Genomic DNA, 19,726 nt, shown 5'->3' with positions numbered 1-19,726 from the left:
CGCGCCGCAATGCCCGCATCACTGCTTGAACCATTCGTCTCACAGTAATCTTTGATTACAAATTAGCTTCAATCCTGACGGCATCAATTGAGCCCCAAAACGAAAAATGCCCGGCCGACAGACCGGGCATTTCTTACCTGCGAAGGCCGCTAAGTCAGCCGACCTTCACATACGCGAACTCGCGGGACACGCTGGGCGGGACATAGGCGCCGCTGATCCGCACGCGCGGCGTCAGGCGCTTTTTCTGGTCCCACCAGCGACGGCGCTGTGCATGCGTCAGGAACCGCAAGTGCTTTCGGTAAGAAAAAATATTCATCGTGAACCTCCCGAATCTGACTGCGAGACGAAATACCCAGAACAGCAACTGCCAAACCGGCTCTGAAGAATTGTGAGCAGTTTTCAAACCCGCGGGGCGCACGGCACCGGATGATCGGCCGGGCGCGCCATATCGCGCGCGCACTGATCAAGGGTAAGTCGGCGCCAAGCCGCGCCGCAGGCGCGGCGGATGCGCGATACTTCTGCTTTCCCAATGTTCCGTGTGGAGCAGGCAACCATGTCCCAGTCCTCTCTGCCGCGCCTCGGCTTTATCGGTGCGGGCCGGCTCGCGCGTTGTCTCGCGCTGAGCTTTTCACGCGCCGGCTATCCGGTCACGGCGGTAGCAAGCCGTTCGGCGGCCTCCGCCGGCCGGCTTGCCAGTCAAATCGAGCATTGCGCGGCATTCGAGAACCCACAACAGGTGGTCGACGCCGCCGATATCGTCTTTTTAGCTGTTCCCGATGACAGCATCGGTACGTCAGCACACACACTCCGGTTCGGCCCGGACGGCGCCGCCGGCGCGCACGGCAAGGCGCTCGTGCATTGCAGCGGCGCCTCGCCGGTCGAATTGCTCGCCCCGGCACGCGACCAGGGCGCCTCGATCGGCGGTTTTCATCCACTGTACCTCTTTAGCGGCGAACTCGCCGATCTCGAGCGCATCGCCGGCTGCTCAGTGACGATCGAGGCCGACGGCGCACTGAAAGACACGCTGACGGCGCTCGCCGTCGCGCTGCGCTGCCATCCGCTGTCGATTCCGGCGGGCGGCCGCATGCTCTATCACGCCGCCGCGCACTACGCCGCCAGCTTCGCGCTGTGCAGCCTCGCGGAATGCGTCGCACTGTGGCGCACGCTGGGTTTTGCCGAAGACGACGCGCTGCGCGCCCTGCTGCCGATGCTGTCCGGCACCATCGAAACCGCTCGCGACAAGGGTTTGCCCAACGCGCTCGCGGGCCCCGTATCGCGCGGCGACACGGGCGTCGTGCAGAAACAGCTGGCGCTGCTGGAAGGCCTCGGCGGCGACCATGCCGCGCTGTACGGGCTGATGTCGCGGCGCGCGGTCGGGCTGGCCGAACGCCGCGCCACGCCGCCCGCTGCGATCGACGTCATCTCCGAGGTCGTGGAAGAATCGCTCAACCGGTCGCTGAATCAGGCCGCGGCAGGTGCAAGCGTCAAGTAAGGCGTGATAATGTGACGTCCGGCGCCGCGCGCAATCCGCCAGCGCCGCGCATCGGGACCAACAGACGAGAACGCACAATGATCAAGGTCAGCATCCTCTATCCGTATCGGGAAAACGGCCACTTCGACGTGGACTATTACTGCGTCACGCATATGCCGCTCGCGGCGAAGCTGTTCGGGCCGTCGCTGAAGGGCTGGTCGGTCGACGTCGGCATCAATGCCGGGCCGCCTGGAACGCCGCCGCCATATGTCGCCGCAGGCCACTTCCTGTTCGACAGCGCGGACGACTTCTACAAAGTCTTCAAGCCGGCCTCCGAGCAATTGATGGTCGACATCCCCAACTACACGGATGGCGGCAACGGCACGATTCTGATCAGCGAGATCAAGATTTCCGTGTGATGCCCCGCGGAAGCGGGACGAATCGCGGCCTTTAATACAGTGAGCCGTTGAGGGCGACCTGCAAACCGTGGCATCGCAACATCACGCGGCCGCTTCAAACGACGCGTAACGCGCCCCAGTGCGGGAAAGGCGCGGGAAATTCAAATGAAACCGCCGGCGCACCATTCGGAGAGCGCCGGCACCCTGCGGCCGGTCGGCGGCCGTCATCCGAAGGATAAGGACACGAGATGTTTGGCGATATCGCCCGTTTTCTGCTCAATACCGTCTTCACGCTGTTCGGCGCGGCGCTGTTGCTGCGCGCATGGCTGCAGGTCGTGCGCATGCCGCCCTACAACCCCGTCACGAACGCGGTGCTGCAAGTCACCAACTGGATCGTGCTGCCGCTGCGGCATATCCTGCCGAGCACGCGCAAGATCGATTGGGCGAGCCTTGTCGCCGCCCTGCTGGCGGCCATCGTGTATGTGGTGCTGATGGTGGTGCTGACCGGCGCCGATCCGCTCACGCTGTTGCCGACGCTGCTGATCGTCGCGGTACTGACGCTGATCAAGTGGGCGCTGAATCTGATCATCTGGTTGACGATCCTGATGGCGCTGCTGTCGTGGCTCAATCCACGCTCGCCGGCCATGCCGATCCTGTACCAGCTCACGGCGCCGTTTCTGAATCCGCTGCGCCGCGTGGTGCCGCAACTCGGCGGCATCGATCTCTCACCGATCCTGCTGTTCGTGATCGTGCAGGTGCTGCTGATGGTGGTCACCCGCGCGGCCGTTCAACTGACTTACTTCGTGATCTGAAGACACTTGGAGTGAGCATTCAGAAGCCGCCGCCCTTCAAAAAGGCGGCGGCTTTGTTTCACGCGTCGCTTATTGCTTCCGCTTATTGCTTCGTTAACTGACCGTAGGCGACCGTCGTGTTGGTCGCCGTCTTGATCATGAAGAAAATCGTGCGGACGTACAGGTTGCTGCCCGTGATCGGCAGGAACGTAATCGCGGCATTGCCCGAATACGTCGCGCCCGATTTCAACGTGCAGGATGCGGTCGTGCCGGTCACGTTCAGCGTGTAGAAGTTCTTGCTGGATGACGGCGTGGCGAGCAGCAACGTGCCGGAGACCGGGCAGTTGCTCAATGTCCCGCTAAGCGTGCCGTCGCTTGCAATCGTCAGCGACGAGCCGGTTTCCGCCCACGTGCCCGCGACGCTCGACTGCGTGACAGCCAGCGCATTCGCCGCGTCGTAGTTCCACGACAGGTTCACCGTGGTGCCGTTCTCGACATAGCTGCCCGTGAACGTCTGGTTATTGACGAACGAGCCCGAGCCGGAGGTCGTCGGAAAGTAGACGTTGCCGATGAATGCCGCACCCGAGGTGAGCGTCCAGTTCGGCGCGGTGGCCGCGATGACGCCGAAGAATTCCGACAAGCCGATGCCGCTTACCGTATTCAGGTAAGCGATGTTGCCCTGCGGATCGACGAGCGCCGTGGTCTTGTCGGCGCCGAACTGGGTGGTCCAGATCCCTTCTACGCCGTTGCCCGCAGCCGCAGCCGAACCGCTCTGCGGACTGGACAGACTCGGCAGTTGCTCGCCACTGAGGGCGGGCGAAGAAGCCGGAGCCGGCACGCTTGCGGGACCGGGAGCGCTTGCCACTGCCGGCGCCGAATTGCCCCCGTCGCCACCGCCGCCGCCACCACACGCTGCCAGAGCGAGCGAAGCGAGCAGGGATAACGTCAATTTAGCCTTGATTTTCATATCCATTTTTGTTTTTTGGGCGAGTGCGCAGCCAATCAGATTGCGCTGTGTTACGCCGTTAGTAGTTTTGATCTCGATGTTTGCCGCCAGCGCCAATTCGTTGAATCATTCCAAAAATCCACTGGACAGAATCAAATCACCTGAACTCTTGTAACAATTGGAAAGGACGCTAGAGGAGTAAACGGCGCGATTTCGACAAGCTTTAATATTTATTTGAAGTTTTTGATAGCGTCATCAGTTGATGTCGATGAAATCTCATGCATAACGAATTAAAATCGCAGCAGGTTGCGCGTATCTATTTGATTGGTCTTGTATTTATACGGCCTTCCATCTGCATTCAGTTTCCGCGATCTGATTGGCAGTCGAAGCGTTAAATCGGCGCGTTCCGTTGTGCGCGCGGTAGCGGCGGAGCTGGCCTCGATCTACCCAGCCGCGGCGCCTTGACAACAACGAAGTCACTTCAGGATCCCGTCACAGGTAAAGCTTGCAAGAGAGATAGCCGACCGAATGGTCGACAGCGCGCAAGGAATCGTTGAATACGGGGCTGGCTTAGTGCGGTGGATCGGTGCGCCGTGGCGCTGAAAGCCGCACGCGCCCGTCAGCGATCCCGCAGCGAGCACCCCGTTCAGACGAGCCGCTGACGTCCGCGTTTGCCAAATCGCGTCAAACCCGCGTAGAATGGCGTGCTCTGCGGGCGTCGTATAATGGTAATACCCTAGCTTCCCAAGCTAGAGCCGTGGGTTCGATTCCCATCGCCCGCTCCAGATACTTTCCAGTCAGCCCGTGAATAAGCGGGCTGCTTCGCGAAAAGGTCTGTCTCAACCGCTCTCTTCGTCCGTCACCTCCTGAAGCCTTTTCTCGATCGACAAATTCGACAATCGGTTCGCTTGCGCAAACCGGCCGAGAAAAATGTCGAGTAAGCGACGCCGCCTCGATTGGCATTCCATAACGAATTGCGTGCCACGGGTAGCTGGAAACGGCAGAAAGACCGGCGGCGAAGATGCGAACGCTTGCCGATGATCGTTTCTCATCGAGATAATCGCCCCAGGCAAATACCTTACATAACGATTAAATCAATTCGACATGCGTCTTCGTTATTTAAATGTAATATTCCCACTCGTGTCCATACTCCCTGTGGTCCCCAGTCCGTCTGGACGCGCCCTTTTCGGTTGTGCTACCTTACGCGCAGTTGCAACGCCCGCTCCACTTTCCTGCTGATGCCTGCAGCAGAATCCCGCACGAGCCGCCTCCACGAAGGCGGCTTTTTTGTCATAGCGGCAGCCCGGCGCAGCGCCCCGTAACCCTTGCGCTCACAGGCCGTGCCAATCGGTGCTCGTGCCTCATACCGCGCGAGCGCCGACGGGCACCGCGCAGCACGCGAGGCTTGCCGCGAAAGCCCTCACCCTTGTAGCAGCATCGAAGATGATCCACGATCCAAACGACGCCGGCCTGCCGGACGAACTCCCGACGCCCTCCAGCGAAGCCGAACACCAGCCCACCGGCGACGACGCGCCGCAAGAAGAAACCCTGCACCGGCGCCGCATCCGCAGCTTTGTCACGCGCGCGGGCCGCGTTTCGACGGGCCAGCGCCGTGCCATGGACGAACTCGGCCCGCGCTTCGTGGTGCCTTTTGCCCCGCAGCAACCCGACTGGAACAGCGTATTCGGCCGCGAGGCGCCACGCGTGCTGGAAATCGGCTTCGGCATGGGAGCGACCACGGCGGAAATCGCCTCGCACCGTCCCGGCGACGATTTCCTCGGCGTCGAGGTGCATGAGCCGGGCGTCGGCGCGCTGCTGAAACTGATGGGCGAACAGAACGTGGCGAACATCCGCATCATTCAGCATGACGCGGTTGAAGTGCTCGAACAGATGATTGCGCCAGACAGTCTCGACGGCGTGCATATCTTCTTTCCGGACCCGTGGCACAAGGCGCGCCACCACAAGCGCCGGCTGATCCAGCCGAAGTTTGTCGCGCTGCTGGTATCGCGCCTGAAACCCGGCGCGTACCTGCATTGCGCGACCGACTGGCAGAACTACGCCGAGCAGATGCTCGAAGTGCTGGGCGCCGATCCGTCGCTGGAAAATACCGCCGACGGCTATGCGCCGCGTCCGGAGTACCGTCCGGTGACGAAGTTCGAGCGCCGCGGGCTGCGGCTCGGACACGGCGTGTGGGATCTGGTCTTCCGCAAGCGCGACGCTGCGTAGACGCACGGCGAGATTGAGGCGCAGATAAGAAAAAGGTCCGCACATGCGGACCTTTTCTCATGGATCGTGCGAAACGGAAGCGCTCACTCCGTCCAGCTCAACGCGCCGCTATAGCCGACCAGCAGGATCAGCAGTCCGAAGCCGATCCGATACCAAGCAAACGCGGTGAAATCGTGCGCGGCGATATAGCGCAACAACCAGCGCACGCAGGCAAAAGCACTGACGAAGGCCGCCACGAAACCGACCGCGAAGGTGCCGAGCGCGTCAACGGAAAGCACATGCCAGTCTTTGTACAACTCGTAAGCGGTCGCGCCGAAAATGATCGGAATCGCGAGGAAAAACGAAAACTCCGTGGCGACACGCCGGTCGAGACCGAACAGCATCCCGCCGATGATCGTCGAGCCCGAGCGCGACATGCCCGGAATCAGCGCGAAACATTGCGCGAGGCCGACTTTCAGCGCGTCGAGCGCGCTCAGGTCGTCCACGCTCTGCACACGCGCCGCCGGCTCGCCGCGCGCGCGCTGACGCGCTTCCGCCCACAGGATCACGACACCGCCCGCCACCAGCGCGAACGCGACCGGCACCGGCGAGAACAACGCCGCCTTGATGGATTTTTCGAACAGCAGGCCGAGCACGATCGCCGGAATCGTGGCGATGATCACGTTCAGCGTGAAACGGCGCGCATCCGGCCGGCTCGGCAAGCCGGACACCACGCTGCCGATGCGGCGGCGAAATTCCCAGCACACGGCGAGAATCGCGCCGAGCTGGATCACGACATCGAAGGTTTTCGCGTGCTCATCGGTAAAGTTCAGCAGACTGCCCGCGACGATCAAATGCCCAGTGCTCGACACGGGCAAAAATTCCGTCAACCCTTCGACGACGCCCAGAATCAGCGCCTTGCAAGCCAATAGCCAGTCCATCCGTGCCCCTCATCGCTGTAGATAGTCGGAACGAACAGGGCCGGCACGGAAAGCGCGCGGCCCTGCCGGCCGCGCGCCGCGTCATTTTTCGACGATTTGCACGCGTATGCCGTTTGTAAGGATGGTGATTGTACCGGGTTCGTAATTCACTCCGGCAAATTGCAGTTGTTCGGGCTTGAATGTGTAAATCGGATAGTTGGTCAGCAACTGCGTGGCGAGCACCGCCGCCGCGGCGTTGATCTGCTGCGTGTAGGCCTGCGCCTGCCCGCTCACACTGACGTTGTCGACGTTCGGCGACTTGAGCACGACCGATTTGCTGGCGGCATCGTAGGCCAGTTCGCTCGACAGCGTGAACACGCCGTCGACCGGCTGCGGCATGAAGGGACTCACGAGGCGTGCATCGAGCTTCACCGAGACGCGGTTCGCGTCCGGCAGCAAACCAACCACCGGGTGGGTCAGCGCGACATCGAACACTTGTGAGACCGTGCGCTGATACGGGAATTTACGCTGCACCGCGTCCTGCACCTGCTGCTGCGAGAACGTGTAGTGCGAAGGGATGAACGGAAAAGTCGACGTCGCGCAGGCCGCGAGCGAAACGGTAATGCCGAGCGCGCTACAGCCTGTCAGCGCGGCAAGCAGGAAGCGGCGCCGGGCCGGCGCAGCGGGTCGAGTCATGCGAAATCTCCTGTGGAAACCTGTTCGGGCATGCGATTGCGTTGTTCGTTTTCGGCTTGTGGTTTGCTGTTTGCTGTTTGCGGCGATTCGCTTGCGCGCGTTAACAGCGAGCCACCGGTTGCGCGTGCGGTTCGGTTTGCGTTTCAAGCTGCGTGAGCCACGCGAGCGCCTCGACGCGATTCGTGCCGCACATTTCCATCTGCGGTTGCAGACCGGAACAGCACGCCGGCCGCTCCGGCTGGCCGAAGATCGCGCAGCGCAGATCATCGCCGAGTTGCGCGCACCGCACGCCCGCCGGCTTGCCGTTCGGCATGCCCGGAATCGGACTCGAAATCGACGGCGCGATACAGCACGCGCCGCAATCGGGGCGGCACGCGTGACCGGCCACGTGGAACGGAGACTCGCGCTTCACGGCGCTGTTCGACACATCATTCACGACATTTTTCCTGAATCCGAAAACGGGCAACGCACTATCAGACCCGCATTGTGCCACCGCATTCCGTGCGACCTTTTTACGCAATCGGGCGAATCGCCGCTCACGTAAACTCGAAAGATCCGAAAGGCCATGCTGAAGAGGCGTCCGCGCGGTTCGACCCGGTCGTGCGAACCGAGCCGGTTCCCGCCTCTTCCTCGATGGCCGCCAGCCCTCGAGTCCCTCATGTCCATCGCCAGCACGCTGTTCCGCCCCGACCTGCTCGCCAAATACAGCGCGAACGGCCCACGGTATACGTCCTATCCGACCGCCCTGCAGTTCCGCGACGACTTCGATCCCGCCGACTATTTACGCGCCGCCGCCGACCCGGGCGCATCGGCCACGGATCTCTCGTTGTACTTCCACATTCCGTTTTGCGACACCGTGTGCTTCTACTGCGGTTGCAATAAGGTCGCCACGAAAAATCGCGCCCATGCGCGTCCGTACCTCGAACGGTTGAAACGCGAAATGGCTTTGCAAGCGGCCTGTTTCAACACGCGGCGTCCGGTGTCGCAATTGCATTGGGGCGGCGGCACGCCGACCTTTCTGTCGCACGACGAAACGGCCGAGCTGATGGCCGCCACACGTGAACACTTCGCGCTGCTGCCCGATGCCGAAGCCGAATATTCGATCGAAGTCGATCCGCGCGAAGCATCGCCTGAGACCATCGCGCATCTGCGCAAGCTGGGTTTCAACCGGCTGAGTCTCGGCGTGCAGGACTTCGATCCGGTCGTGCAGCAGGCGATCAACCGCATTCAGCCGCTCGAAATGACCGCCTCGGTGATGCAGGCCGCGCGCGACACCGGCTTTCACTCGATCGGTGTCGATCTGATTTACGGGCTGCCGCATCAAACGGTCGAGAGCTTCAGCCGTACGCTCGACACGATGCTCGCGCTCGCGCCCGATCGTCTCTCTGTGTTTGCCTATGCCCACATGCCTCAGCTCTTCAAGATGCAAAGTCAGATGGACCCTGCCACGCTGCCTTCGTCCGAAGTGCGACTCGCGATCCTGCAACGCGTGGTCGAACGGCTGACGGGCGCGGGCTATGTGTACATCGGCATGGATCACTTCGCGCTGCCCACTGACGGACTCGCGCGCGCGCAAGCGCAACGAACCTTGCACCGCAATTTCCAGGGCTACAGCACGCGGGCGGAATGCGATCTGATCGGCTTCGGCGCGTCGTCGATCGGCAAGGTCGGCGATGTGTACGCGCAGAACGTCAAGGATTTGCCGGGCTATGCTGCGGCGATCGACGCGGGCAAGCTCGCCATCGCACGCGGCGTGCGCCTTACCGCCGACGACCGTCTACGCCGCGACGTGATCACGCAACTGATGTGCAACCTGGAATTGCGTTTCGATGAATTCGAAGCGGCTTATGGCATCCGCTTCGCCGAGACGTTCGAACCGGAGCTGGAGCGTTTGCGTGGCTTCGAGCAGGACGGCCTGGTGTCGCTCGAAGCGGGCAAGCTCGAAGTGCTGATGGCCGGACGCATGCTCGTGCGCAACATCGCGATGGTGTTTGACCGCTATCTCGGCCAGCAGACAGTCGAACGATTTTCACGCACGGTTTGAAGGCCTTGAGGCGGATGAAAGCAACCGGCTTGCCCGTCGTCCGATTTTCGGCCATAATCTGCGTCTTCGCCGCGCGCCAGCTTCTGACGCGTGCGCTGCAAGACCTGCCCAGGTGGTGAAATTGGTAGACGCAGGGGACTCAAAATCCCCCGCCGCAAGGCGTGCCGGTTCGATTCCGGCCCTGGGCACCAAAGAATTCGAAAAACCGCCGTTTCAGCATTTCCTCGAACCCCGCCAGCGCATGTTGCTCGCGGGGTTTGTCGTTTCTGGTCTACCTGAAGAACCTCAACCGACTCAAACGGCGTGAGCGCGAACCTCGCCCCTCACGCCATTCGAAACATCCTACCGCCCCACCACCCGCACCCCACCCTGCACGGCAGCGCGCCGGCGCTTGAACACATACCCGCCCCACATCACCACCAGCCACGCCGGCACCAGCCACACCGACACCGACAACCCAGGCGTCATCGCCAGAATCACGAGGATCAGCGCCATGAACGCAAGGCAGATCCAGTTGCTGACCGGAAACCAGAACGACTTGAACACGAGCGTCTCGCCTGCCGCGACCATCGCCTTGCGCGACTTGAGATGCGTCAGGCTGATCAGCGCCCAGTTCAGCACCAGCGCCGCCACCACCAGCGCCATCAGCAAGCCAAGCGCTTCGGCCGGAATCAGGTAGTTGACGATCACACACGTGAACGTGGCGAGCGCCGACAAGCCGATCGCCATATACGGCACGCCGCGACGGTCGACCTTCATCAGCGCGCGCGGCGCATTGCCCTGCTCCGCGAGGCCGTACAGCATGCGGCTATTCGCATAGACACCGCTGTTGTACACCGACAGCGCCGCGGTCAACACCACCACGTTAAGGACGTTCGCGGTCAGCGTCGAACCGATCTGCGAGAAGATCATCACGAACGGACTGCCGCCGGCCGCCACTTCATTCCACGGGTACAACGACAGCAGCACCGCCAGCGAACAGATGTAGAAAATCAGAATCCGGTAGATCACCCGATTCACGGCCTTCGGAATGCTCTTCCGCGGCTCGTCGGCTTCCGCCGCCGTAATGCCGATCAACTCCAGCCCGCCGAACGAGAACATGATGACCGCGAGCATCATGAACAGGCCATGAAACCCGTGCGGGAAAAAGCCGCCATAGGCCCAAAGATTCGAGATCGAAGCTTGCGGGCCGCCGTGGCCGCTGATCAGCAGATAGCCGCCGAACACGATCATGCCGATCACCGCCACGACCTTGATGATCGCGAACCAGAACTCGGTTTCGCCGTAGGCTTTGACGTTGGCGAGATTGATCGCGTTGATCAAAGCGAAGCACACCAGCGCCGACACCCACGCCGGCACGCCGGGCCACCAGTAATGGACATAGGTGCCGACAGCGGTCAGCTCGGCCATACTCACGAGCACGTACAGCACCCAGTAGTTCCAGCCGGACAGAAAGCCAGGAAAGTCGCCCCAATACTTGTACGCGAAGTGGCTGAACGAACCCGCCACCGGCTCCTGCGCCACCATTTCGCCCAACTGCCGCATGATCATGAAGGCGATGATGCCGCCGATCGCGTAGCCGAGAATCATCGACGGCCCGGCTGCCTGCAACACGCTGGCGGAGCCGAGAAACAGGCCGGTGCCGATCGCGCCGCCCAGCGCGATCAGCTGGATATGGCGATTCTTGAGCCCGCGCTTCAGGCCGTCTTGCTGCTGTGCACTATTCAACATTGCGCCCCAGTGTATGGATATCGATCACCCGATCGGACTTGTGGTCCGGTCCGGCAGAACCTGAAATTTTACCGTGGCCGATAAAGCCTAAATACTGGGAGCAACCCGCGCTTGGTTCTGCGCCGCACTTAACGGCGAGGATAGTGATTGTCACTGGCGCAGGGCTTCTGTATGTTGCCCTAGTCGAGCTTTCAGCCTTCGGAGATTCAACATGTCGCCCAAACGTTTGCTTTGCGCCGCTGCTTTGTGTCTCTGCTTCACGGGAGCCGCCGCGCTCGCCCAAACCACTGCGCCCGCGCCCACCATGGCGCCGAGCATGGCACCCGCCGACGAGCCGGGCACGGAGGCGAGCGCGCCCGAAGCGCCGGCTCCAGCGCCCGTGGCGCCCGCCGCACCGCCCGCCAAGGCCGCCGCCGCGCCGCCTCCCGCCGCGCCCATGACCGGACCGGTGCGCAACGTCGTACTGGTGCACGGCGCGTTCCTCGACGGCTCGAGCTGGAACGGCGTGGTCGCCAAATTGCAGCAGAAGGGCTATCACGTGAGCTCGGTGCAGAATCCGCTCACCTCCCTCGCCGACGATGTCGCCGCGACCCGTCGCGTCCTCGCGCGTCAGAATGGCCCGACCATACTGGTGGGGCACTCGTGGGGCGGCGTCGTGATCACCGAGGCGGGTGCGAACGCGCCGAACGTCGCCGGCCTCGTCTATATCGCCGCGATCGCGCCGGACCTGCACGAGTCGACCATGGATCTGATGAAGCGCGCCGCGCCGGCGCCCGCGGGAGCCGGAATCACGAAGGATTCAAGCGGCTTCCTCTGGCTCGACCGCACGAAATACCATGCGGACTTCGCTGCGGACGTCCCTGAGAACCTGACGCGCGTGCTCGCCACCGCGCAGGTGCCGATCGCCGCGAGCGCCTTCAATGAAACGGTCAGCCAGGTCGCGTGGAAGGAAAAACCATCGTGGTACGTGCTCACGACGCGCGACCGGGCCGTGTCGCCGGAAGTGGAAAAATTCATGGCCGACCGGATGGGCGCCAAGATCGTACCGATGGCGTCGAGCCATCTGGCGCCCGTGTCGCACGCGGGCGCAGTCGCCGACGTGATCGATCGCGCGGCGCGCGAATTGAGCCGGCAGCAGTAGTCCTCGTCAGGGCTATGCGCGAATGCCATCGCACATAGCCCTGAGCAGCCCGCCTGTTCACTTCAATCCAACTCAGCGCAGATTCGTGGTCGCCAGTTCGACGACCTCGTCACCGCGGCCGTTCAGCACGGCCCGCAGCATATACAGGCTGAAGCCCTTGGCCTGCGCCCACTGGATCTTCGGCGGCATCGCGAGTTCGTGCTTCGCCGTCACCACGTCGATCACCGCCGGACCCGGATGCGCGAATGCCTCGCGCAATGCCGGCTCGATGTTCTCGGACAGCTCGATTCGGACACCGTAGATTCCCGCGCCCCGCGCAATCGCTGAGAAGTCGGTCGTAGCCAGATCGGTGCCGGCCTCGAGATAACCGCCCGCCTTCATCTCCATCGCGACGAAGCCGAGCGTGCTGTTGTTGAACACCACGACCTTGATCGGCAGATTGAGCTGACGCGCGGTGAGCAGATCGCCGAGCAGCATCGACAGGCCGCCATCGCCCGATAGCGAAATCACCTGGCGGCCCGGCTCGGCCGCCTGCGCGCCCAGGGCCTGCGGCATCGCGTTCGCCATCGAACCGTGATTGAACGAGCCGTGCAGCGTGCGCTTGCCGTTCATGGTCAGATAGCGCGCGGCCCAGAGCGTCGGCGTGCCGACGTCGACGGAGAACACCGCATCTTCGTTCGCAACTTTGTCGACGATGCTGGTGAGGTATTGCGGATGAATGGCGCGCCCCGGATCGGACGGTCGCGCGAGGTCGTCGAGATCCTTGCGCGTGTTCGCGTAGTGCTTGCGCGCGTTCTCGAGGAAACGCCGGTCGCTCTTGCGCTTGAGCCTCGGCATCAGTGCCTGCAAGGTCGCCTTCACGTCGCCGACCAGGCCGAGCTTCAACGGCGCGCGCTTGCCCAACGCGGAGCCGCGCCGGTCGATCTGCACCACATTGCCGTGCGACGGATAGAAGTTGCGATACGGGAAATCGGTGCCGAGCATCACGAGCGTGTCGCACGACATCATCGCGTGATAGCCGGAGCTGAAGCCGATCAGCCCGGTCATGCCGACATCGAACGGGTTGTCCCACTCCACGTATTGCTTGCCGCGCAGCGCATGCACGGTCGGCGCGGCGAGTTGATCGGCGAAGGCGACGACTTCATCGTGCGCGCCGGCGCAGCCGCTGCCGCACAGCAGCGTCACGGCGCCCGCCTGGTTGAGCAGATCGGCGAGCCGGTCGAGATCCGCCTCGGACGGGACCACCGTCGAGCGTTCCAGCGTGCCGGCCCACGCCGGCGTTTCCTCGGGCGCATCGCCCAACGCAACATCGCCCGGCAGCACGATCACGGCAACGCCGCGTTCTTCGATCGCGGTACGCATGGCGCGCGCCAGCACGCGCGGAAACTGCGACGGGTTCGTCACCAACTCGACGTAGTGGCTGCACTCCTTGAACAGCTCTTGCGGATGGGTTTCCTGAAAGTAGCCGAGGCCGATTTCCGACGACGGAATGTGCGCGGCAATCGCGAGCACAGGCTGATGGTTGCGATGACAGTCGTACAGGCCGTTGATCAGGTGCAGATTGCCGGGACCGCAACTGCCCGCGCAGACGGCAAGCTTGCCGGTCGCGGCGGCATCGGCACCGGCCGCGAAGGCGGCCACTTCTTCGTGGCGCGTGTGCATCCAGCGAATCGAACCGAGGCGTTGCAAGCTATCCGACAGGCCGTTCAGGCTGTCGCCCGTCACGCCCCAGATTCGCTCGACGTCCGCCGCCGCCAGTGTTTTGGCCAGATAATCCGCGATAGTCTGCTTACCCATGCTGTACTCCGCTCAGTGAGAAAGACGCTGCCTCCGGAATGCAGGAGAGTAACGCTTCCTCACGAAACGTGCCGTCACGGTGCCGCTGCAAGCATGGTGAAATGGCCGCGCCTGGAGGACGGCCAGTTGTCGCGCGATCAGCGCAGCATGAACGACATCGCCGACAGGCAATTCAGCATGCGCACCGCATGTTCCGTCGACGCCGCGCTAAAGCGCAGTGTGACCGCATCGACGCGCGTGAGCGTCGGCCATTGGCAGAACAGATCGGCGAGCGCGCTGGTTTGCACGCGCAGTTCGCATTCCACCGGCTTCGCTTCGGCGCGTGTGGATTCGCGCGCGTGTCCCTTGGCGAGATGCTGCTGAACCACTTCACGCGCGGCGGCTTCGATAACGGCGCGCGCGCTTGCCGGCGATTGCGTGACGCCGCTCGCATGCCCCGTCGCGCTCTTGGTGACGACAAAACGCGCGCCAGGAAAACGCGGCGTGGTTTCTTCGGCGAAGACGTCGTCGCCGGACAAAAGCGCGACCTGTGCACCATATTCTTCCGCCAGCGCGCCATACAGGGCCGCCTCGCCGACCTCGACGCCGTCCAGCGAGACGCGTGCGAAGGCAAAGCTGTTGATGGTATGCGCGAGGATACCGCGCGTTTGCGACATGGCGTGATAGCCGATCATGAAGACCAGTGCCGCGCCGTATTCGAGCCCGGCCATCATGCCGAGCGTGCGCGGCTTGCCGAGCACCACCTGGGCGCGCGCGTCGAGCAGGTCGGGCAGCAGATTGCGAAAGCCGCCGTGAGAGTCGTTGACCCACACCTGCGTCGCGCCACCGGCGAATGCGCCTTCGATAGCGGCGTTGGCTTCGAGCGTCATCCAGCGGCGCGCGGCTTCGTATTCGCCGTTGCCCGCGCGTGTTTGTTCGGGATGAAATACACCGGCAATGCCTTCGATGTCGGTGGAAATGAGGACTTTCATCAGGGAGTGGGCTTGAGTAGTTGGGCGAGATCGGGGACGCTGTCACGCAGCGATAGACGTCGATGGCCGTCGCGTCCGGTCACGGACGCAGCGCTCCACAACGCGTCGAGAATCGCCTGCTCGACGCTGTCCGAGCACGCGCGAAAGAGCGGGTCCAGACGCTCGTCGGCGACGAGCGGCGGGAGCGTGATGAAGTCGGCGCCGTGCGGCACGGTATAGGCCGTTGAAAATGCCAGCGCGATGTCGCCGCTGCCGTGGCCGTACACCGAGCCGGTGCGCGCGAGACCCGCTGCCGCACGCAATGAGAGACGCTTGAGCTGGCGCGCGTCGAGCGGCGCGTCGGTGGCGACGATCATGATGATCGAGCCTTGTTCGGGTTTCGTCGCCTCTTGGTTCGCACGTTCAGCCAGCACGCGGCCGAGCGGCGTGCCGTCGATGGTCAGCATCGGCAGCCGACCGAAGTTCGCCAGCACCAAAACGCCGACGGTATAGCTACGCTCCGCTGCGTTCACCACGCGTGACGCGTTGCCAATCCCGCCCTTCAGATCGAAGCACGACATGCCCCGGCCCGCGCCGACCGATCCACTTGCGACATCCGCGCTGGCGGCTGCATACGCCTCGTCGAAATGCTGTGCGGTGACGGCCAGTGCCTGGATATCGTTCAGATGCCCGTCATTGCATTCGAACACCAGCGGATTGACCGTCGACCACTCGCGCCCAATCCGCGGATTCGCGCGGATTGCAGCGCGAATCTGCGCCTGCGCGACGGCGGCAACGCCGAACGTGTTGGTCAACGCGATCGGCGTTTCCAGCGTACCGAGTTCTTCGACTTGTACGAGCCCGATGCTTTTCCCGAAACCATTGATCACCGACGCCGCCGCCGGCACCTTCGCGAGAAACGGATCGCCGTCATGCGGACGAATCACGGTCACGCCGGTTTGCACGACACCCTGATCGAGCGTGCAATGTCCAACCGTCACGCCCTGCACATCGGCAATCGTGCCGAGCGGACCTGCCGGTAACGTGCCGATATGCGGTGCGCCTCGAAGTTCAGTCGAATTCATGGCCGGTCGAGCTTCGGATCGAGCGCATCGCGCAAACCGTCGCCGAGCAGGTTGAACGCCAGCACGGTCAGGAAAATCGCCAAGCTCGGAAACAGCGCGATATGCGGCGCCGTGACCATGTCGGCGCGCGCTTCGTTGAGCATCGCGCCCCACTCCGGCGTCGGCGGTTGCGCGCCGAGTCCGAGAAAGGACAGACTCGCCGCGGTGATGATCGAGGTGCCGATACGCATCGTGAAGTACACCACCACCGAGGAAATCGTCCCCGGCAGAATGTGCCGCACGATGATCGTCCAATCCGACGCGCCGATGCTGCGCGCCGCCTCGATATACGTGAGCTGCTTGAGCATCAGCGTATTGCCGCGTACGAGCCGCGCGAATGCCGGAATGCTGAAGATCGCGACCGCACAGATCACGTTGATCATGCCGTTGCCGAGAATCGCCACCACGCCGATGGCCAGCAAAATGCCCGGAAAGGCGAACAGCACGTCGGCGACGCGCATCGTGATGCGATCCCACCAGCCTTCGTAATAGCCGGCCAGCAAGCCGAAGAACGTGCCGATCACCGCGCCGATCGCAACGGACAGAAAGCCCGCTTCGAGCGAAATACGCGAGCCCGCCAGAATGCGGCTGAAAATATCGCGGCCCAGCGAATCCACGCCGAACCAGTGCGCCGCGGACGGCCCCGCATTCAACGCGTCGTAATCGAAGAAATTCTCCGGATCGTACGGCACGATATGCGGCGCAATGATCGCGACAGCAATCAACAGCAGCACGAAGATGCCGGCGCCGAGCGCCACGTGCTGCTTACGGAATTTGCGCCAGAACTCGCTCCACGGCGTGCGGATCGCGCGTTCTGCTTTGGCGGCTTGCGCCGCGGTCGGCTCGGTGGCGGTCGTGCTCATGCGGGCCTCACTTGAAACGGATGGTCGGGTTGATCACGGCGTACAGCACGTCCACGACCAGATTGATGATGATGAATTCCAGCGAGAACAACAGCACTTCAGCCTGAATCACCGGATAGTCGCGCATCGACACCGCGTCAACCAGCAGACGCCCGAGGCCCGGCCAGTTGAACACCACTTCGACCACGATCGAGCCACCCAGCAGAAAGCCGAATTGCAGCCCCATCATCGTGATGACGGGAATCATCGCGTTGCGCAGGCAGTGTTTGACGATCACGAGGCGTTCGGGCACGCCCTTGGCGCGCGCGGTCCGCACGAAGTCTTCGTTCATCACCTCGACGAACGACGCCCGGGTGAAGCGCGCCATCACCGCCGCGACGGCCGCGCCGAGCGTGAGCGACGGCAGCACGTAGCTCTGCCACGAACCGTCGCCGACGATAGGCAGCCAGCCGAGCTTCACCGAAAAAATCTCCATCAGCAGCATGCCGAGCGCGAATGCGGGAAACGAAATACCCGACACCGCGAGTGTCATGCCGAGCCGGTCGGGCCAGCGGTTGCGCCACACGGCCGAGACGATGCCGATACCCATGCCCAGCACGACCGCCCACACCATGCTGGCGAGCGTGAGCAACAGCGTCGGCATGAAGCGCTCACCGATTTCCTGGCTGACCGGCCGCTTGCTGCGCGTCGAGATGCCGAAGTCGCCGTGCGCGATCTTCACGAAGAAGCTGGCGAACTGCTGTGGCATCGGCTTGTTCAAGCCGAGGTCGGCGCGCACCAGCGCGACCGTCGCCTCGTCCGCATCGGGACCGGCGGCGAGCCGTGCCGGATCGCCCGGCAACAGATGCACGAACAGGAACACCAGCACGGCGACGATGAAGAGCGTCGGCAGCAGGCCAAAGAGACGTTTGACGAGGAAGTTCAGCATGACATCCAATCCGGCAATGATGCGGGCAACGAAAGATCTTGTGCGGTGGCAAGGCGACCGTGCAGCGCGGCGTGCTAATGAAACGGCACGCCCCCGCTCACGGTCAGCTCATCACTTGATCGCGATCTCGTCGAAATTGAACGAACCGTCCGGCGCGACATAAGCACCCGACAGACGCTTGCTGCGCGCGTACACGACCTTCTCCTTGACGAGGAAGATCCACGGTGCGTCGGCCCAGATGCGCTTTTGCGCGTCGGTGTAGAACTCGGCCTTCTTCGTGCGGTCGGTGGTTTCGAGCGCCTGCTTCAGATCGCTGTCGACGGTGTCGTTCTTGTAGTACGCGGTATTGACCATCTTCGGCGGGAACGAGACCGATGCGAGCAGCGGCGTGATCGCCCAATCCGCTTCACCCGTGGACGACGACCAGCCCGCGTAGTACATACGAACCGGCGCCGTCGCGGAGTCCTGCGCGCTTTCCACCTTGGCGACGCGTTGACCCGCCTCGAGCGCTTCGACCTGCGCCTTGATGCCCACTTGCGCGAGCTGCTGCTGCACGAACTGAATCACCTTCTGCGCGGTCGAGTAGTTATACGCGGACCACAGTGTGGTTTCGAAACCGTTCGGATAGCCCGCCTCCTTCAGCAACGCGCGCGCCTTGGCCGGATCGTACGGCCACGGACCCTGCTTCACCGCGTAGTCGACGCCTTGCGGCACCACGCCGTCGGCCGGCGTCGCATAGCCGGCGAATACGACCTTGGTGAGCGCGTCCTTGTTGACCGCATAGTTCAGCGCTTCACGCACCTTCGGATTGTCGAACGGCTTCTGGTTCACGTTCAGGCTGATATAGCGCTGAATGATCGACGGCGACGCGATCAGATCGACCTTCGGGCTCGACTGCAATTGCGCGGCCTGCTCGAACGGCACCTGGAACGCGAAATCCGCTTCGCCGGTCCGCATCAACGCGGCGCGCGTGTTGTTGTCGACCACCGGCTTCCAGTCGATCGCATCGACCTTCGGGTAGCCCTTCTTCCAGTAGCCGCCAAACTTCTTCACCGTCAGATCGCCTGCCGGATCCCACTTCACCAGTTCGAACGGACCCGTGCCGACCGGATGGAACGCGATGTCCTTGCCGTACTTCTTCAGCGCGTCCGGCGAAATCATCACCGCCGACGGATGCGCCAGCACGTTGACGAACGCAGAGAACGGCGCCTTCAGCGTGATCTTCACCGTGTACGGATCGACCACTTCGGTCTTCTCGATGCGGTTGAACATGTTGTAGCGCTTGAGCTTGTTCGCCGGATCGGTGACACGGTCGAAGTTCGCTTTCACCGCGGCGGCGTTGAAGTCGGTGCCGTCCTGGAACTTCACGCCGTGGCGCAGCTTGAACGTGTAGACCTTCGCGTCCGGGCTGGCTTCGTAGCTATCGGCCAGCACGTTGACCAGTTTCATGTCCTTGTCGAAGCCGAACAGCCCCTGATAGAACGACTTGGCGACGGCTTGCGAGAGCGTGTCGTTGGCATCGTACGGATCGAGTGTCGTGAAGGTCGAGGCGACGGCCATCACGGCCGTAGTGTCGGCGTGCGCCGCATTGCCCGCGAGCATCGCGAACACCACCGCGCCGCCGCTGATCAGCGCGCGCAAACGAAACGGAGAAGACGGGACCAGCAGGTTCATGAGGTTGGCTCCAGGCTGCGAAATGAAAACAGGTTGTGATGCTGCGA

General features: G+C 62.9%; 18 protein-coding genes and 2 tRNA genes. 8 read left to right on the top strand and 12 right to left on the bottom strand.

The genetic code is table 11. From position 1 onward, the window contains the following. Positions 1-154 precede the first annotated feature (154 nt). Positions 155-316 (bottom strand): hypothetical protein, encoded by a 162-nt coding sequence (locus PQR42_RS10850; RefSeq protein ID WP_007180743.1) that lies wholly within the window; start codon positions 314-316, stop codon positions 155-157. Between the two features lie 237 nt (positions 317-553). On the opposite strand from PQR42_RS10850, the gene PQR42_RS10845 reads away from it, so the two are divergent. The 3 genes from PQR42_RS10845 to PQR42_RS10835 all read left to right on the top strand — a co-directional run bounded on the left by PQR42_RS10845 (position 554) and on the right by PQR42_RS10835 (position 2,681). Further along, complete coding sequence (locus tag PQR42_RS10845; protein ID WP_408385644.1) at positions 554-1,492, top strand: Rossmann-like and DUF2520 domain-containing protein; 939 nt, start codon at positions 554-556, stop codon at positions 1,490-1,492. 77 nt (positions 1,493-1,569) lie between these two features. Then, on the top strand, positions 1,570-1,890 hold the full coding sequence (locus PQR42_RS10840; protein ID WP_408213999.1) for an EthD family reductase: 321 nt from the start codon (positions 1,570-1,572) through the stop codon (positions 1,888-1,890). 227 nt (positions 1,891-2,117) lie between these two features. After that, the gene (locus PQR42_RS10835) at positions 2,118-2,681 is read left to right on the top strand and encodes a YggT family protein (RefSeq protein WP_106313896.1); all 564 of its coding nucleotides are present in this window, start codon (positions 2,118-2,120) and stop codon (positions 2,679-2,681) included. A gap of 82 nt (positions 2,682-2,763) precedes the next feature. Here the strand turns inward: PQR42_RS10835 and PQR42_RS10830 are convergent, their stop codons facing one another. Further along, the gene (locus PQR42_RS10830; RefSeq protein WP_408385642.1) at positions 2,764-3,633 is read right to left on the bottom strand and encodes a hypothetical protein; all 870 of its coding nucleotides are present in this window, start codon (positions 3,631-3,633) and stop codon (positions 2,764-2,766) included. A 684-nt stretch (positions 3,634-4,317) separates the two neighbouring features. Here PQR42_RS10830 and PQR42_RS10825 point away from each other — a divergent pair. Continuing rightward, a tRNA-Gly gene (locus tag PQR42_RS10825) sits at positions 4,318-4,391 on the top strand. 658 nt (positions 4,392-5,049) lie between these two features. After that, complete coding sequence (trmB, locus tag PQR42_RS10820) at positions 5,050-5,832, top strand: tRNA (guanosine(46)-N7)-methyltransferase TrmB (RefSeq protein ID WP_408385640.1); 783 nt, start codon at positions 5,050-5,052, stop codon at positions 5,830-5,832. 83 nt (positions 5,833-5,915) lie between these two features. Here trmB and PQR42_RS10815 read toward each other — a convergent pair whose 3' ends face one another. The 3 genes from PQR42_RS10815 to PQR42_RS10805 all read right to left on the bottom strand — a co-directional run bounded on the left by PQR42_RS10815 (position 5,916) and on the right by PQR42_RS10805 (position 7,863). Next, positions 5,916-6,752 carry an undecaprenyl-diphosphate phosphatase gene (locus PQR42_RS10815; protein WP_408213992.1) on the bottom strand — a complete coding sequence of 279 codons (837 nt, stop codon included), beginning with the start codon at positions 6,750-6,752 and terminating at the stop codon, positions 5,916-5,918. Between the two features lie 81 nt (positions 6,753-6,833). Next, a complete protein-coding gene (locus PQR42_RS10810; protein WP_408213990.1) occupies positions 6,834-7,427 on the bottom strand; it encodes a DUF1439 domain-containing protein in 594 nt (197 codons plus the stop codon). Between the two features lie 100 nt (positions 7,428-7,527). After that, positions 7,528-7,863 (bottom strand): YkgJ family cysteine cluster protein, encoded by a 336-nt coding sequence (locus PQR42_RS10805; RefSeq protein WP_408385639.1) that lies wholly within the window; start codon positions 7,861-7,863, stop codon positions 7,528-7,530. A gap of 222 nt (positions 7,864-8,085) precedes the next feature. On the opposite strand from PQR42_RS10805, the gene hemN reads away from it, so the two are divergent. Next, on the top strand, positions 8,086-9,471 hold the full coding sequence (gene hemN / locus PQR42_RS10800; RefSeq protein ID WP_408385637.1) for an oxygen-independent coproporphyrinogen III oxidase: 1,386 nt from the start codon (positions 8,086-8,088) through the stop codon (positions 9,469-9,471). A gap of 106 nt (positions 9,472-9,577) precedes the next feature. Continuing rightward, positions 9,578-9,662 (top strand) — tRNA-Leu (locus tag PQR42_RS10795). A 151-nt stretch (positions 9,663-9,813) separates the two neighbouring features. Here PQR42_RS10795 and PQR42_RS10790 read toward each other — a convergent pair. Then, entirely contained in the window at positions 9,814-11,199 is a 1,386-nt protein-coding gene (locus PQR42_RS10790) for an amino acid permease (RefSeq protein ID WP_408389623.1), read from the bottom strand. Positions 11,200-11,413: 214 nt separating this feature from the next. On the opposite strand from PQR42_RS10790, the gene PQR42_RS10785 reads away from it, so the two are divergent. Beyond that, the gene (locus tag PQR42_RS10785) at positions 11,414-12,343 is read left to right on the top strand and encodes an alpha/beta fold hydrolase (RefSeq protein ID WP_408389559.1); all 930 of its coding nucleotides are present in this window, start codon (positions 11,414-11,416) and stop codon (positions 12,341-12,343) included. A 72-nt stretch (positions 12,344-12,415) separates the two neighbouring features. On the opposite strand, the gene poxB is transcribed toward PQR42_RS10785, so the two are convergent. The 6 genes from poxB to gsiB all read right to left on the bottom strand — a co-directional run bounded on the left by poxB (position 12,416) and on the right by gsiB (position 19,679). Further along, positions 12,416-14,140, bottom strand: a complete 1,725-nt coding sequence (gene poxB / locus PQR42_RS10780) for a ubiquinone-dependent pyruvate dehydrogenase (protein WP_408389561.1) — start codon at positions 14,138-14,140, stop codon at positions 12,416-12,418. Positions 14,141-14,277: 137 nt separating this feature from the next. Then, a complete protein-coding gene (locus PQR42_RS10775) occupies positions 14,278-15,111 on the bottom strand; it encodes a M55 family metallopeptidase (protein ID WP_408389563.1) in 834 nt (277 codons plus the stop codon). Next, a complete protein-coding gene (locus PQR42_RS10770) occupies positions 15,111-16,175 on the bottom strand; it encodes a DmpA family aminopeptidase (protein ID WP_408389565.1) in 1,065 nt (354 codons plus the stop codon). The genes PQR42_RS10775 and PQR42_RS10770 overlap by 1 nt, the downstream gene beginning before the upstream one ends. Beyond that, complete coding sequence (gene gsiD, locus PQR42_RS10765) at positions 16,172-17,077, bottom strand: glutathione ABC transporter permease GsiD (RefSeq protein WP_408179777.1); 906 nt, start codon at positions 17,075-17,077, stop codon at positions 16,172-16,174. The genes PQR42_RS10770 and gsiD overlap by 4 nt, the downstream gene beginning before the upstream one ends. Positions 17,078-17,084: 7 nt before the next feature. After that, a complete protein-coding gene (gene gsiC / locus PQR42_RS10760; protein ID WP_132373411.1) occupies positions 17,085-18,005 on the bottom strand; it encodes a glutathione ABC transporter permease GsiC in 921 nt (306 codons plus the stop codon). Between the two features lie 111 nt (positions 18,006-18,116). After that, the gene (gene gsiB, locus PQR42_RS10755) at positions 18,117-19,679 is read right to left on the bottom strand and encodes a glutathione ABC transporter substrate-binding protein GsiB (protein WP_408389567.1); all 1,563 of its coding nucleotides are present in this window, start codon (positions 19,677-19,679) and stop codon (positions 18,117-18,119) included. Positions 19,680-19,726 lie beyond the last annotated feature (47 nt).

Origin of the sequence: Paraburkholderia sediminicola, from assembly GCF_046027355.1 — a bacterium.
Classification (GTDB): domain Bacteria; phylum Pseudomonadota; class Gammaproteobacteria; order Burkholderiales; family Burkholderiaceae; genus Paraburkholderia; species Paraburkholderia sediminicola_B.
The sequence above is the reverse complement of the archived record's forward strand: the minus strand, read 5'-3'. Positions and strand labels throughout refer to the sequence as shown.

Coding starts and splice junctions, on each gene's coding strand:
- PQR42_RS10775 (WP_408389563.1), bottom strand. CDS start 15,111: ATGAAAGTCCTCATTTCCACCGACATCGAAGGCATTGCCGGTGTATTT.
- PQR42_RS10850 (WP_007180743.1), bottom strand. CDS start 316: ATGAATATTTTTTCTTACCGAAAGCACTTGCGGTTCCTGACGCATGCA.
- poxB (WP_408389561.1), bottom strand. CDS start 14,140: ATGGGTAAGCAGACTATCGCGGATTATCTGGCCAAAACACTGGCGGCG.
- PQR42_RS10815 (WP_408213992.1), bottom strand. CDS start 6,752: ATGGACTGGCTATTGGCTTGCAAGGCGCTGATTCTGGGCGTCGTCGAA.
- gsiD (WP_408179777.1), bottom strand. CDS start 17,077: ATGAGCACGACCGCCACCGAGCCGACCGCGGCGCAAGCCGCCAAAGCA.
- PQR42_RS10835 (WP_106313896.1), top strand. CDS start 2,118: ATGTTTGGCGATATCGCCCGTTTTCTGCTCAATACCGTCTTCACGCTG.
- PQR42_RS10810 (WP_408213990.1), bottom strand. CDS start 7,427: ATGACTCGACCCGCTGCGCCGGCCCGGCGCCGCTTCCTGCTTGCCGCG.
- PQR42_RS10840 (WP_408213999.1), top strand. CDS start 1,570: ATGATCAAGGTCAGCATCCTCTATCCGTATCGGGAAAACGGCCACTTC.
- gsiC (WP_132373411.1), bottom strand. CDS start 18,005: ATGCTGAACTTCCTCGTCAAACGTCTCTTTGGCCTGCTGCCGACGCTC.
- PQR42_RS10845 (WP_408385644.1), top strand. CDS start 554: ATGTCCCAGTCCTCTCTGCCGCGCCTCGGCTTTATCGGTGCGGGCCGG.
- hemN (WP_408385637.1), top strand. CDS start 8,086: ATGTCCATCGCCAGCACGCTGTTCCGCCCCGACCTGCTCGCCAAATAC.
- gsiB (WP_408389567.1), bottom strand. CDS start 19,679: ATGAACCTGCTGGTCCCGTCTTCTCCGTTTCGTTTGCGCGCGCTGATC.
- PQR42_RS10785 (WP_408389559.1), top strand. CDS start 11,414: ATGTCGCCCAAACGTTTGCTTTGCGCCGCTGCTTTGTGTCTCTGCTTC.
- PQR42_RS10830 (WP_408385642.1), bottom strand. CDS start 3,633: ATGGATATGAAAATCAAGGCTAAATTGACGTTATCCCTGCTCGCTTCG.
- PQR42_RS10770 (WP_408389565.1), bottom strand. CDS start 16,175: ATGAATTCGACTGAACTTCGAGGCGCACCGCATATCGGCACGTTACCG.
- trmB (WP_408385640.1), top strand. CDS start 5,050: ATGATCCACGATCCAAACGACGCCGGCCTGCCGGACGAACTCCCGACG.